Below are 13,445 nucleotides of genomic sequence, written 5' to 3'. Positions count from 1 at the left end.
CTCAGTGACCGTCGACGCCGCGGACAGCATCGAGGCCTCGGGTTTCAACAACCAGGTCACCTTTCACTCGGGCTCGCCAAGTGTCGACAAGTCCGGTGAATCGAATGTCGTACAACAGGGCTGACGCATCCCGGGTTTGGTGCCGACGCTGACGTCGATGTCCTGCACCAAGACGCGGGATCGCCCCGAGACGCCGACGCGCGGCAGTAGCGTTTCGAGTTCATGGCAACTGTGAGCCCGGACGACCGGGCGGGACCAGAGATCCTCGGACGTCTGGGGCCCAATTGGTTCGCCTCCGTCATGGGAACCGGGATCGTCGCCACGGCCGCGGCAACACTTCCCGTCCATGTGCCCGGTCTGCGGGTCTTCGCGGAAGTGGTGTGGGTGTTCGCGGCGGTGCTGATCGCGGTGCTCGTGGTTGCCGTCGGAGGCCACTGGTTGCGGCACCCCACGGTGGCCCGCAGTCACGCCCGCAACCCGCAGATGGCCCATTTCTATGGCTTTCTATGGCGCGGCACCGATGGCGCTACTCACCGTCGGCGTGGGGTCGCTGCTGGTCGGTAGGGACCTGGTCGGGGAACGCATCGCCGTCGACCTCGACTGGGTGTTGTGGACCGCGGGCACCGCCGGCGGGCTCTTTACGGCCGTCAGCATCCCATACCTGATGTTCACGTAGCACAGTGTCGAACCCGACGCCGCATTCGGCGGATGGTTGATGCCGGTCGTGCGGCCGATGGTGTCGGCGGCCACCGGTGCGCTGCTGATCGCGCACGTGCAGTCGGGCCCAGGCCGACAGACCATGTTCTACGGGTGCTACGCGATGTTCGGGTTGTCGCTCGTGGCATCTCTGATCATCATCACGATGATCTGGACTCGACTCACCTATTACGGCACCTCGGGGAGCGCGAGGGTGCCGACATTGTGGATTGTGCTAGGCCCACTCGGCCAATCCATCACGGCCGCAGGACTTCTCGGGACGAGTGCGGCGCTGGCCGTGGGACCGGCGGTGGCCGCAGGGATGAGCGTCTTCGCGATCCTGTACGGGGTGCCGGTCTGGGGATTCGCCGTGCTCTGGATCAGCCTGGCCACGTCGCTGACCGTCCGCACCCTGCGGCGCGGGATGCCGTTCGCACTCACATGGTGGAGCCGGACGTTCCCGGTCGGCACCTTCGTCACCGGGACGACTCAGCTGGCCGTGCACACCGGGCTGCCGGCGTTCCGGATCGCCACAGCCGTGGCCTATCCCGGCCTGCTCGCCACGTGGATCCTGGTGGCCGTTCGCACCGCGCGAGGTAGCCTGCGGGGCAACCTGTTTCAGCCGCCCAGCACGACGCCGATCAAGGCCCACAAGGACGCACCGGTCTGACGGCGGTCGACGTCGGGCCCCGGTGCTGCCGCCCGCCAGGCGGCGCGCGTTTGCGCAGCGGCGGTCGGTTCTTAAACGCCTTGTACATCAGGTTAAGCGACTTTTGCGATAATGCCAGCGGGCTTAGTTCCTGGCCTCGGCGGGCGTATCGGCGGGCAGACCCCTCTACACAGGTGGGAAATTCCCCCACCTGGAAGTCTTGGTGTGTTGCGGACTGTCACCTTTGTCAAGAGACAAGGGTCTGTGAGTTGCCAACCTTTCTCGGGCCTTTCTCGGGCACAGCCCCGCGAGGGCTAGGATTGCCACTATAACTCCGCAAGATTGGAGACCAGGACATGAAGAAGACCACCGCCGTCCTGGTCCTGGCCTGTGCCGCGACCACCATTGGCATCAGCATCGCGCCGCTGGCGGGGGCCGATACGACCAACTGTGAAACCGTCGGCGGGACAACACTGTGCGGGCAGGGTGAAGTCAGGGGCGAGGGTGCGGCCCCGGAAGCTTCCGTTCCGGGTCGCGCCACCGGTGGCTGCAGCAACGCTTACGGCGGCTACCAGAACTGCAACGTTCACTGAGGCCAGCAAATGCCGGGTGACCGATCGGGTCACTGAAGTCTGTCAGGTGCCGATCTTGTCGGCGGCGATGGCACTAACCGCCGTCCGGTAAGCCCGCATGCTGTTAACGAGCTTCAGGTCGAAGCCGTCCGTCTTCTCATTGACCGCTTAGGGCCGCGCCTGGCGCACAAGGCTTGAACACCGCCTTGCCCACCCCGGGCCCTACAGCACGGCGCAATAGCCGAGAGCACCTTGCCTGAACCACCGGCGACGGCTGCGACGAATGTGGTACCGCTGTTCGGCGCAGCTAACTAATTTCGCCCATTCGTTCGCCCGCCCGCGTACACGCCGCGTACAAAAACGCCCCACGCCTAGTCCCGCTAATGACCGAAAACGCCACTTTACCAGGCGTTATCCTCGTGCCCCCAGTCGGACTCGAACCGACACTGGACGGATTTTAAGTCCGCATCGGCATATTCGCCTGTATTCGTACGTGTTCATCTTTTGTTGTCCCGCAATATCATTCACCCGTGGGCGTTCGCCGGTGTTCCTGGGTGTGGTGCATGAGTTGTGACACTCTCGTGACAGCCAGCCGTCCGGCGGCCAGGGAGCGGCCACGGCCGAGGGTTTACTTCCGACTGCGCGGCTTAGGTGCGTCGTCCGTCGCAGAGCTGATAGACACGCCCTACTGACAGCCCGGCCGCCTCGGCGAGCTGCTCGCCGGGGATACCGTGCTCGAAACCCCTCGCCGATCAGGCGGCGTAGCGATGACCGACCACGATGTGAATTCGCCACCCCGCCAGGCTCAGCGGCGCACCGACGACGAAACCCCGACGACTAAGCCGACAGCGGGAAGCATGTTGACGAGCGCGTCGAAACTGAACTTGTCGATCTTCCCGTTCAGCAAGCCCCACCGCGGGTCAACACCATTGCCGGGCGTGCGGACCTAAACGACGGGTCCGCCGATCATGGCTTGTGGCGAGTTATGCCGTTGCCGGTGATGGTGACGTGGTTGTTGTTGGTGTTTATGCCGCCCCCGGCGGTTGCGTGGTCGTTGTTGCCGGTCGCGGAGGCGCGGTTGTTGCGGGCGGGGCCTCGGGCCTGGGGATCGGCGAGTGCTCCGACACCCGTCGCGGGCGCCGGGCCGCTGCCGCTATTCCTGGTTCGCGCCGATTTCGGCGGTCTCCTCTGGCGTCAGCTGGCGCGGGACCTCGCCGTGCGCGAGTTTCTCGCTCTGGATGTGGTGCTTGATGTCGTCCACGATCTCCGGGTTCGCCAGCGTGGACACATCACCCACATCGGCGAAGTTCGAGATCCCGGCGATCACGCGGCGCATGATCTTGCCGGACCGCGTCTTGGGCATATCCGGCACGATCCACACGTGCGCTGGCCGGGCGATCTTCCCGATCTCGTGCTCGATCGCCGCAGTAACCTTGTCCTCCACCGCACGGCTCGGCTGCAGGCCCTTCTTCAGCGACACGTACATCTCCACGGCCCGGCCGCGGGTCTCGTCGATCACCGGGACCGCGGCGGCCTCGCTGATCTCCTCCACGGTCAGGCTGGCCGACTCCAGTTCCTTGGTGCCCAGCCGGTGGCCGGCCACGTTGATCACGTCGTCCACCCGGCCCAGGATGCGGAAGTAGCCGTCCGCGGCGTGCAGCGCGCCGTCGGCGGCGAAGTACGGCCAGTCGTGCCAGTCCTTGCTCTCCGGATCACGGCAGTACTTGCGGTAGTACGTGTCCACTAACCGTTCGGGCTGGCCCCAGATGTCCTGGAACTCGCCGGGCCACGGGTTGCGGATGCAGATGTTGCCCGCCCTTCCGCTGCCGGCCTCGACCACCTTGCCGTGCTCGTCGTAGATCACCGGGTAGATGCCCAGCGCGCCGGGACCGCAGCTGCCGGGCTTCATTTGCTGCAGCGCGGGGAGCGTGGCGCCGAGGAAACCGCCGGTCTCCGTCTGCCACCAGGTGTCCACGATCACGGCCTCGCCCTTGCCGACGGCCTGGTAGTACCAGCGCCAGACCTCGGGCTCGATCGGCTCGCCGACCGTGGTCATGTGCTTGAAGTGGTAGTTGTACTTCGCCGGCTCGTCCGGGCCGAGCTTGCGCAGCATCCGGATCGTGGTCGGCGCGGTGTGGAAGATCGTCACGCCGAGCCGTTCGGCGATCCGCCACAGCCGGCCGGCATCCGGGTAGGTGGGCACGCCCTCGTACAGCACGCTCGTGGCGCCCAGCGCGAGCGGCCCGTACACGATGTAGCTGTGCCCGGTGATCCAGCCGATGTCCGCGGCACACCAGTACGTATCGTTGAGGTGGATGTCCTGGTAGTACTTGGACGTCCCGGTCACGTAGGACAGGTAGCCGCCGGTGGAGTGCTGGCAGCCCTTGGGTTTGCCGGTCGTGCCGCTGGTGTACATCAGGAACAGCGGGGCCTCGGCCGGCATGGACACCGGTTCGACAACGGCGCCCCGGTACGGGCCGGCGATGTCGTCCACCAGCTCGTCACGGCCGTTGATCATGGGCGTGGGGGAGCTGTAGCGGCCGGGGTAGCGGCTGAACACGAGCACCTTGTCCACGTCTTGGCCCAGCTGCCTGGCCTCGGCCACCGCCTCGTCGGCGTTGATCTTGTGATCGATCAGCGTGCCGTTGCGGTGGTAGGCGTCCATGGTGATCAGCACGCGGCTGCCCGAGTCGGCGATCCGGCCGCCGGCCGCGGTGCCGCTGAACCCGCCGAACACCTGGGAATGGATCACGCCGAGCCGCGCGCAGGCCAGCATGGCAATGGGCAGCTCGGGCACCATCGGCAGGTGGAACGTGACCCGGTCACCGGTCTTCAGGCCGCAGTGATAGCGGAGCAGCGCGGCGAATTCGTTCACCCGCCGGTACAGCTCCTGATACGTGATGGTCTGGGGCTGCTCGGTTTCCGGCTCGGGCACCCAGAGCATCGCCGGCTTGTTGCGGTCCCGGCTCCGGTGCCGGTCGACGCAGTTGTAGCAGGCGTTGAGCTTGCCACCGGTGAACCAGTGCCAGAACGGCGGATTGCTGGTGTCCAGCACGGTCTGCCAGGGTTCGTCCCAGGTGAGCAGGTCGGCGTATTCGGTGAAACAGTCCGGGAAATTCTGCTCCGCGAACCGGTCCAGTATCGCCGGGTCATTGGCATTGGCCTGCTCGACGAATTTCGGCTGGGGAGGGATGTAATCCTCCTCACGCCAGTGCACCTCGATTTGCGCTTCGGACACGTCCGGTATGCCGGATTCGGTCGTCATGGGTCAACCTCCAGCGGGACTAAGAAAGGCGCGCCCGGCGGTCGCCGGCAGCAACTCCACCTCGGGCCATCATCCGCGTGGGTGGCTGGCCGACTGTTACGGTCATGCGTCGATTGTGACACCGGATACGTGAAGAGCAGTCTAGGGCCGCCGCCGGACGGATTCGACAGGATGGGGCAGGCCTCATCAACTGGCGCGCGCGCTCCTCGCTGATGTGCATCACCTCGGCGCACTCGGGGACCGTGAGATAGGTCTCGGAGTCGTCTTCCCGGTAGGGGGTCAATCGGCGTCGCGAACGGCATCACGAGCCAGCCGTGAGATAGGTGACGCAGAACGCCTGGGGCCTCAAAACGCCTACAGCAGCAGGGATTTCACACCTCAACTGGAACTGGTTTTGCGCAAAGAGCGTTCCCGCCTCGTGCTTCGGCGCGAGTTAGCTAGCGCGGACGCCCGACCGCCATCGGTTCGCCCACACGCCGCGACGACGCCGCGATGCACCGCCCTAGGTAGTCGACCTAATGACCCCACACCACCCTCTACCAGGCCGTACGGTGTGCCCCCACTGGGACTCGAACCCAGACTGGACGGATTTTAAGTCCGCTGCCTCTGCCTATTGGGCTATGGGGGCTTCGCAGCTCAGGGACTGTATACAGCCCACCTTGGAGGTAGATTCGGGCTCTGGAGGTCCGGCGTCATAGCCGCAGTGGCGTGTCCGAGCAGGCGTTGCACGACCTTGACGTTAGCGCCCGCGGAGATCGCCGAGGATACCTGTATTCCGAAAGCCGGACCGCCGCTGTGTATTTTTTACCCGCACGGTATTTTCAGAACCAAGGCCGTCAATCTTGCCTCTGACTAGCGGTTGGTCCACCACCGAAAGAAGAACCATGACCGACACGCCCGAAGACCTGCCGCCGCCCGGCGAGTTCCGGAGAGAGATGGGCCACGTCGACCGCGAGTTCGCCGATGCCCGCCGCTACCTGTCGGCGTTGTGCGCCCAAGACAATCAGGCGCTCGGTGCGCTGATGGCGGAGATCCACCGCAGCGGACGGGCCATGAAGGTCTTGGCGGCGATGGCGGTACAGGCCCTCGACTTCGCCCAGCTGTCCGCGGACCGCCTCGGCGGAGATGTCCAGAAGTGGCTCGACGAGGCGGCGATGGCCCAGGACAACGGCGAGGCGGAGCGGGACCAGACCGAGCTCGGCGGCGAGGGATAACCTTCGGGATCGTAGCTGCCCCAAGGCATCTGCCCGCGCCTCGACGCCGGGCCAGGCGGGTCCCTTTGGCCCAAGCCCTACGGCTGCACGACCCGCGATGGGCGATATCGACAATCGTTGGTGGATGCTTAGGGGGCGCCTTTTGGAGCTGGTTTTACGCCCTCGTCATGAGTCTCGGTCAGGTCCTCGACCTTTGCGTTGGGGGCGTTCTCCTTGACGGACTCGACGCCATGCTTGGCGCTGGCCTTCGTCTCGTACGCCTGGCTGCTGGCGATAATCTCGCCGTTGCCGGCCTTCAAATGGAAACGAAACTTGCCAGCGTGGTCCTTGAAGACTTCGAACTTGCCTGCCATCTCGGCTCCTTTGCCGTGCGTATACAAATGGAGCTTACGTCGCCCCCCGCCGCCGGAAAGCTGTTTGGTCGCTTCCAGCCTGGCTCTATGCGCAGCCCTCACCCACCGGATGCCGGTGGGACAAATCGGTGCGGGCGAAAGTTATTGTGCCGCAGACGAACGCGCAAGAGGGCTCCGTGCAACGCGAACTTCGGCGGTCAGGAACCGTGCTGCGACGCCGACGCGGTTGCGGTCAGATCCGAGCGGTGCAGTTCGCATTCAGGCGGGTTGGGCAGCACCAGGCGACGGGTGATGGTCAGCTCGCGATCGACGTGCACCATGAGGCCCGGCTCCATCAGTTCCCAGCCCGGGTCGTCGTCCATCGGCTCGCTGGCGAACACCACCGACGGCCGCTCATCGAGGTGGGACGACTGGGCGTGGATGCGCGAAGTCTGCATGTCGAAGCGCGGGCATGCCGATGTTCGGCGCCGCTCCAGCACGTACAGCTGGTTCGGCTCGGGATAACGCAACGCCCACATGTCGGTCGCCGTGCACAACAGCAGGTTGAGCGCATAGATCGGCACACTGTCCGCCAGCCACCGCAACGCGTCGAGCAGCCCGGCTTCCACGTCCCCGTTGCGAGCGCGGATGGACGCGGTGACCAGTGCGAAGACCCGCTCGCTGTCGGTCTGCCCCAGCACCAGGTCCGCCACCGACATCTCGGCCAACCGCGCGTCGAGCACATCCAAACCGGTGACCACGCCGTTGTGCGCGAACAGCCGCCCGTCCTGCAGGAAAGGATGCGTGTTGAGCACGTCGAGCTTGCCAGTCGAGGCGTAACGCACATGCGCGATGAACGTCGTACCGCTCAACTGGTGCGCCTCACTGGCGAACTGGCGGTCCTCCCACGCCGCCATGGGCTGCTTGTCAAGCACCGGGCTGCCGTCGGCCGCGAAGACCCCGATGCCGGTGCCGTCCGGATTCCGCCTGCTCTGCGCCCGGAGGTTGTCGGGCGCATCCAGCAGCCAGAACGTAGCCGTCACCACCCAGTGGCCGGCATGCAGGCCGAACAAGCGACACATACCGGCGACCGTACCGTTAATGTTCGCTGCATGTTCGCGCGCCAGGTCGTCGCGACCGTGCTCACCGGCCAACGTGGGTGACACGAAGACCGCGGCGGTTCAATACCACGACGGCGGCGCCTACGACGCGGGGCTGGCCGAAGTCAACGCGCAAGCGATGAACTGGATCGCCATCCAGGCACCGATCACCACCCGTGCCGCCATCGTCTTCGACATCGACGAAACCGCCCTGTCGAACTGGGAGGTGATCAAGGCGAACGACTTCGGCCGCTTCATCAACGGGCCGTGCAACCTGCCCGACGCGTGCGCCTGGCGGGCATGGGACCTGACCGCACAGTCAAAGGTCATCCAGCCGACACTCGACACCTACAACATGGCCAAAAGCCTCGGCGTCGCGATGTTTTTCATCAGCACCCGCGACGAGGGTCAGCGCCCCGCCACGGAGAAGAACCTGCGTGACGCCGGCTACAACGGTTGGGCGAGGCTATATCTGGCGCCCGTCGGTGCGCAGTACGCGTCGGCGGCCGATTTCAAGGCGCCGACGCGGGCCGCGATCGAGGGCGACGGGTACACGATCATCGCCAACATCGGCGATCAGCCATCGGAGGAAGCCGGCGGTCACGCCGAGCAGTCGTTCCTGCTGCCCGACCCGTTCTACCGCATACCCTGACTACCGGCGCGCGTCACCCAATAGACGCGCATCGTTTGCCCCCTGATCGCCTGCGGTATCTATTCGCTCTGCACCCTGGTACGCCTCGGGGTGACGGAAGGGCCGACGATGGCAGAAGGTTCGCATGCGTACAACAGCGTCTGGCAGTTGCGCGGGGATGCCTGGTGCCGACTGGAGGAGGCCGCTGACCGCCTGACCCGGTCCACGACCACCGGCAAACTGAAGGAACGGTATGTGGCGGTCTGCAGCGACCTGCTGACTCGGCTGACCCCGCTCGAACCCTACTGGGCCTTCCCGGGGGCTCCGCAATTCGCCAGACTCCAGCGGCTCTTTGCCGCCGGCAGCTACGACAAGTTCGCCCACGCGGCTTCACGCATCAACCGGGCACTCATCACTGAGTCTTATCGCTCGGGCGATGTCGAGAATGCCGGACTTGACGAGCACGACGTGTTCCCGACCGATCCCCGGCAGCTCGAGCACCCGTCGGCAGACAAGAAGGACCGGCCATATTTCGAGGTGCTGGTCGTGGAGTCGATGACCGAGGCGCAAGAACGCGCGCTGCGCAAGGAGGTGCGCAACTGGCGTCGACCCGACGACGAGTTCGTCTACGAGCTGGTGGTGGTCTCCAGCGGCGACGAGGCGCTGATCGCGGCGCGGTTGAATGTCAATCTTCAGGCGGTGGTGATCCGGCGGCGGTTTTCGCACCAGTCGACGCGGGATCTGTCGGCGCTGGCCGAGTTCGTCGACACCCAGGTCTCCGACGACCTGGCCGACCATCAGTCCCCCGACGAACGCGCCCAGATTTTGGCGTGCTCGCTGGCCCGGCTGCGCCCGGAGCTGGACCTGTACCTGATGACCGAGATCGAGGTCGAAGACATCGCCGGGCGGCTGGGCCAGTACTTCCGGCGGGTCTTTCACGCCCGGGAAGGCCTGCTGGAGCTGCATCTGAGCATCCTGCAGGGGGTCGCCGCGCGCTACCGCACCCCGTTTTTCAGCGCGCTCAAGCAATACAGCCACCGCCCCACCGGGGTGTTTCACGCGCTGCCGATCTCGCAGGGCAAGTCGATCGTCAACTCGCACTGGATCAAAGACATGGTCAGCTTCTACGGGCTGGATGTGTTCATGGCCGAAACCTCGGCCACCTGCGGCGGGCTGGACTCGCTGCTGGAGCCCACCGGCCCGCTGCGCGACGCCCAGCAGCTGGCCGCCGAAACCTACGGCTCGCGGCACACCTACTTCGTCACCAACGGCACCTCCACGGCCAACAAGATCGTCACCCAGTCGCTGGTGGCCCCCGGCGACATCGTGCTGCTGGACCGCAACTGCCACCAGTCCCATCACTACGGGATGATGCTGGCCGGGGCCAACGTGGTCTATCTGGAGGCCTACCCGCTGACCGACTACACGATGTACGGGGCGGTGCCGCTGCGCGAGATCAAGGCCAAACTGTTAGCGCTGCGCCGCGCCGGCAAGCTCGACCGGGTCCGGCTGCTGTCACTGACCAACTGCACCTTCGACGGCATCGTCTACGACGTGCAACGAGTGATGGAGGAATGCCTGGCCATCAAACCCGACCTGGTGTTCTTGTGGGACGAGGCCTGGTTCGCGTTCGCCCGGTTTCACCCCGTCTACCGCCACCGCACCGCCATGGCCGCCGCCGAGAGGCTGCGCGAACGGCTGCAGGACCCCGACTACATCGGCGACTACCGGGCGGGGCTGGCCGCCGACGCCGAGCACCCCCCCACCGACGAGGAGCTGCTCAACCGGCGGCTGCGCCCCGACCCGGCCAAGGCCCGGGTGCGCGTGTATGCCACCCAGTCCACCCACAAGACGCTCACCGCGCTGCGCCAGGGCTCGATGATCCACGTCCGCGACCAGGACTTCGACCAGAAGGTGGCCCAGGCGTTCCACGAGGCCTACATGGCGCACACCTCGACCTCACCCAACTACCAGATCCTGGCCTCCCTGGACCTGGGCCGGCGCCAGGTTGCCCTGGAAGGCGTCGAGCTCGTGGCGCGCCAGATCGAAAACGCCATGCAGCTGCGCGACGCGATCGACAACCACCCGCTGCTGCAAAAGTACATGGCCTGCCTGCGCACCTCCGACCTGATCCCCGAGCGGTTCCGGCCCTCGGACATCGCCCAACCCCTGCGCTCGGGGCTGCGCAACATGATGACCGCCTGGGACAAGGACGAATTCGTGCTCGACCCCTCCCGCATCACCCTGTCGATCGGGCGCACCGGCTACGACGGCGACACCTTCAAACGCCAACAGCTGATGGACCGTTACGGTGTGCAGATCAACAAAACCTCCCGCAACACCGTGCTGTTCATGACCAACATCGGCACCACCCGAAGCTCGGTGGCATTCCTGGTCGAAGTGTTGGTCAAGATCGCGCGCGAGCTCGACGAGGGCATCTCAGAAATGGGACCGGGCGAACGCAGCCGATTCGAACAGAAAGTCGCGCGCCTGACAACAAGGGCCGCACCGCTTCCCGACTTCAGCGGATTCCACGCGGCTTTCCGGGACCTCACAGGCGCGGAGGCAACGCCGGAAGGCGACGTCCGCAGGGCGTTCTATCTCTCCTATGACGACAGCTTCTGCGAGTACCTGACGGCTGACGAGATTGACGAAAAGCTCGACGCCGGAATCGATGTGGTGTCATCGACCTTTGTCACGCCGTATCCTCCGGGGTTCCCGGTGCTGGTTCCGGGGCAGGTGTTCAGCAAGCAGATTCTCTCGTTCATCCGCGATCTGGACACTCCGGAGATCCACGGCTACAAGCCCGACTACGGGTATCGGGTGTACACGGAGAAGGCCATCGAGATCACCGAGGCGAGTGTGTTGCGGTCCAACGGCCATCGCCCGGTCGTGCCGGCCGACATCGCCCAAGCCTGACTACGGCGTGATCGAGAGCGCGATGCCATCGAGGATGTCGTGCTCGCTGACGACGAGCTCGCCGATGCCGGCCAGCCGGGCCAGCGCGTGGGCCAGCTCCTCGACCACGATCGCCCCTGCGCCGATCACGTCGACGCGGCCTTCGTGCATCGGCCCCAGCGCCGCGCGCTGCGCCCGCGGCATCGCGATCAGCCGCTCGCACACATCGAGCAGCTCGCTGAACCCAACCCTCGACAGATGGATGGCCGCCGGGTCGTAGGTCGTCATCCTCTGGGCAAGGGCCGCCAACGTCGTCATCGTCCCGGCCACGCCGACCCAGGTCCGGGCCCGCTCGACCGGCACGATCCGCAACGCCGGCGCCAGCCGCTCCCGCACGACCTCCCTGGCGGCTGCGACCTCGGTGGGCGTCGGTGGGTCCGAGTGCAGGCAGCGCTCGGTCAGCCGGACACATCCGATGTCTGCCGAGAAGCTCGCCTCCACCCGCCCGGCGCCCAGCACGACTTCGGTGGACCCGCCACCGAGGTCGACGACGACGAAAGGCGCTCCGGCCGAATCCAATTCGGCGACCGCGCCGTGAAAGGAGAGCGCGGCCTCCTCTTCACCGGAGATCACTTCGGCAACCGCGCCCGGCACCGCGGCGGCAAGGACCGCTGCGGTCATCGCGAAGAACTCGTCGCGGTTGGAGGCGTCGCGGGCCGCCGACGTGGCGACCATCCGGACGGTGGGAACCTGATAGCGCCCGAGCAGGGTGGTGTAGTCGGCCAGCGCGGAGCCGGTGCGCGCCAGCGCCGCCGGGGCGAACCGTCCCGTCGCGTCGACACCCTGGCCGAGCCGCACGATCCGCATCTCCCGGTGCAACTCGTGCAGCTGCCCGTCGGCGACATCGGCGATCAGCAAGCGAATCGAGTTGGTGCCGCAGTCGATTGCGGCGACGCGATTCATAGCCACTGCTCCCGCACGAGGATTCCGGCCATCGCCGGTTCGGCGGCCAGCATCGCCAGCGCCTCGTCGCCGAGCGGGTTCACGCCGCGGCCCCTGGCCAACGAATGCGCGATCAGCACGTGCAGGCACTTGACGCGGTCCGGCATGCCGCCGCCCGAGAACGTCGTGCCAAGCGGTTCGATCGCGTCGCGTTCGGCCAGATACGACTCGTGAGCGCGCCGATATGAGGCCGCCAAACCGGAATCGGTCGCCAGCCGCGCGGTCATCTCCGTCATCAACCCCGAGGATTCCAGCCGGCCCGCGGCGGCCGTCAACACGGGATGGGTCAGGTAATACAGCGTCGGGAACGGGGTGCCGTCGGGCAGCCGCGGCGCGGTCTTGATGACGCCCGGCTCGCCGCTCGGGCAACGGTAGGCGATCTCGAGCACTCCGCGCGGCTCGCGGCCAAGCTGGCGCGCCACCGCCTCGAGGTCGGCGGGATCAACCACCGGGCGGCGGGCCAGGCGGTGGCGGGTTCGGGGCCGGCGGGGCGCTGGACGGGACGTTATGCGGGGTGTCGGCGATGGTCCGCCACAGCGACGTGTACCACGGATCGGTTGCCGCCGACTTCGGCGCCTGCCCGCCGGGCTCCGGCGCAGGCGCCGCCGCACCGGGGGGCAGCTGCACCTGATACGGGATGTCGCCCGGCATCACGAAGCCCAACCGCTCCCGCGCCTGGGCCGCGATGAACGCCGGGTCGGCGAGCTTCGCCTTCTGCTGCTCCAGGTCCGCGATCTGCGCGCGCAGCACGGCTTCCGACGCCGCCAGCTGCCTCATCTCGGTGCGCTGCGCGAAGTACGTCCGCACCGGCCCGGCGATGGTCAGCGTCAGCACACACACCACGGCCGCCAGAATCGCCGCACGCCGCGCCGCCGACCCCAACCGCTGCTCGGACCGGTGCTCGGCCGCCGCGGCGATCGACGCGCTGATCGATTCGGTGATGGGCTCCTGCTCGGCGCGCGGCTCCGCCTGGCGTGGCTCGCGGCGCTGCGGCGCGCGCGGTCGGCCACGGCCCGAATCGCCGGGTCTGCCCGGCCGCGAGGCCGGGGAACGCCGCCTGGATTCGGACCGTTTCCCTTCGGGCAC

Annotated in this window: 11 protein-coding genes, 1 tRNA gene and 2 pseudogenes; 6 read left to right on the top strand and 8 right to left on the bottom strand. The window is 66.6% G+C overall.

Annotated features, from left to right (window positions below; all coding sequences use genetic code 11):
* From VKG81_RS21415 to VKG81_RS21405, 3 genes and pseudogenes are all read left to right on the top strand, one after another.
* Nucleotides 1-124 (top strand): DUF3060 domain-containing protein (locus tag VKG81_RS21415; RefSeq protein ID WP_324398784.1); only part of this gene is annotated, 124 nt, incomplete at its 5' end.
* 98 nt (nucleotides 125-222) lie between these two features.
* Nucleotides 223-1,366, top strand: a pseudogene (locus VKG81_RS21410) (TDT family transporter).
* Between the two features lie 335 nt (nucleotides 1,367-1,701).
* Nucleotides 1,702-1,938 carry a hypothetical protein gene (locus VKG81_RS21405; RefSeq protein WP_324398774.1) on the top strand — a complete coding sequence of 79 codons (237 nt, stop codon included), beginning with the start codon at nucleotides 1,702-1,704 and terminating at the stop codon, nucleotides 1,936-1,938.
* Between the two features lie 1,132 nt (nucleotides 1,939-3,070).
* Here the strand turns inward: VKG81_RS21405 and VKG81_RS21400 are convergent.
* From VKG81_RS21400 to VKG81_RS21390, 3 genes and pseudogenes are all read right to left on the bottom strand, one after another.
* A complete protein-coding gene (locus VKG81_RS21400) occupies nucleotides 3,071-5,182 on the bottom strand; it encodes an acetate--CoA ligase (RefSeq protein ID WP_324398772.1) in 2,112 nt (703 codons plus the stop codon).
* Nucleotides 5,183-5,736: 554 nt separating this feature from the next.
* Nucleotides 5,737-5,810 (bottom strand) — tRNA-Leu (locus VKG81_RS21395).
* Between the two features lie 56 nt (nucleotides 5,811-5,866).
* Nucleotides 5,867-5,947, bottom strand: a pseudogene (locus VKG81_RS21390) (site-specific integrase); the annotation flags it as partial.
* Nucleotides 5,948-6,066: 119 nt separating this feature from the next.
* On the opposite strand from VKG81_RS21390, the gene VKG81_RS21385 reads away from it, so the two are divergent.
* Nucleotides 6,067-6,396: a hypothetical protein gene (locus VKG81_RS21385; protein ID WP_324398770.1), complete on the top strand. Its 330-nt coding sequence runs from the start codon at nucleotides 6,067-6,069 to the stop codon at nucleotides 6,394-6,396.
* Between the two features lie 128 nt (nucleotides 6,397-6,524).
* On the opposite strand, the gene VKG81_RS21380 is transcribed toward VKG81_RS21385, so the two are convergent.
* Entirely contained in the window at nucleotides 6,525-6,749 is a 225-nt protein-coding gene (locus VKG81_RS21380) for a YegP family protein (protein WP_324398768.1), read from the bottom strand.
* 197 nt (nucleotides 6,750-6,946) lie between these two features.
* On the bottom strand, nucleotides 6,947-7,810 hold the full coding sequence (locus tag VKG81_RS21375) for a class II glutamine amidotransferase (protein WP_324398766.1): 864 nt from the start codon (nucleotides 7,808-7,810) through the stop codon (nucleotides 6,947-6,949).
* Nucleotides 7,811-7,883: 73 nt separating this feature from the next.
* Here VKG81_RS21375 and VKG81_RS21370 point away from each other — a divergent pair, with 73 nt between their 5' ends.
* A complete protein-coding gene (locus VKG81_RS21370; RefSeq protein WP_324398764.1) occupies nucleotides 7,884-8,480 on the top strand; it encodes an HAD family acid phosphatase in 597 nt (198 codons plus the stop codon).
* A gap of 108 nt (nucleotides 8,481-8,588) precedes the next feature.
* Nucleotides 8,589-11,378, top strand: coding sequence for an ornithine decarboxylase (locus VKG81_RS21365; protein ID WP_324398762.1), 2,790 nt, complete (start codon nucleotides 8,589-8,591; stop codon nucleotides 11,376-11,378).
* Here VKG81_RS21365 and VKG81_RS21360 read toward each other — a convergent pair whose 3' ends face one another.
* From VKG81_RS21360 to VKG81_RS21350, 3 genes are read right to left on the bottom strand one after another with little or no spacing between them, the layout of a single operon-like run.
* Entirely contained in the window at nucleotides 11,379-12,326 is a 948-nt protein-coding gene (locus tag VKG81_RS21360) for an exopolyphosphatase (protein ID WP_414685363.1), read from the bottom strand.
* Complete coding sequence (locus VKG81_RS21355; protein ID WP_324398758.1) at nucleotides 12,317-12,808, bottom strand: DUF501 domain-containing protein; 492 nt, start codon at nucleotides 12,806-12,808, stop codon at nucleotides 12,317-12,319. The genes VKG81_RS21360 and VKG81_RS21355 overlap by 10 nt, the downstream gene beginning before the upstream one ends.
* Complete coding sequence (locus VKG81_RS21350) at nucleotides 12,801-13,445, bottom strand: septum formation initiator family protein (RefSeq protein ID WP_324398756.1); 645 nt, start codon at nucleotides 13,443-13,445, stop codon at nucleotides 12,801-12,803. Before VKG81_RS21350 ends, VKG81_RS21355 begins: the two co-directional genes overlap by 8 nt.

Origin of the sequence: Mycobacterium sp. (genome assembly GCF_035314905.1) — a bacterium.
Taxonomy (GTDB): Bacteria; Actinomycetota; Actinomycetes; order Mycobacteriales; family Mycobacteriaceae; genus Mycobacterium.
Note: the sequence above shows the minus strand (reverse complement) of the source record. Positions and strands in the feature narration are given on the sequence as shown.

Bases quoted from the DNA above. Each gene is read 5' to 3' on its own strand.
- VKG81_RS21405 (WP_324398774.1), top strand. From the start codon at position 1,702: ATGAAGAAGACCACCGCCGTCCTGGTCCTGGCCTGTGCCGCGACCACC.
- VKG81_RS21400 (WP_324398772.1), bottom strand. From the start codon at position 5,182: ATGACGACCGAATCCGGCATACCGGACGTGTCCGAAGCGCAAATCGAG.
- VKG81_RS21385 (WP_324398770.1), top strand. From the start codon at position 6,067: ATGACCGACACGCCCGAAGACCTGCCGCCGCCCGGCGAGTTCCGGAGA.
- VKG81_RS21380 (WP_324398768.1), bottom strand. From the start codon at position 6,749: ATGGCAGGCAAGTTCGAAGTCTTCAAGGACCACGCTGGCAAGTTTCGT.
- VKG81_RS21375 (WP_324398766.1), bottom strand. From the start codon at position 7,810: ATGTGTCGCTTGTTCGGCCTGCATGCCGGCCACTGGGTGGTGACGGCT.
- VKG81_RS21365 (WP_324398762.1), top strand. From the start codon at position 8,589: ATGGCAGAAGGTTCGCATGCGTACAACAGCGTCTGGCAGTTGCGCGGG.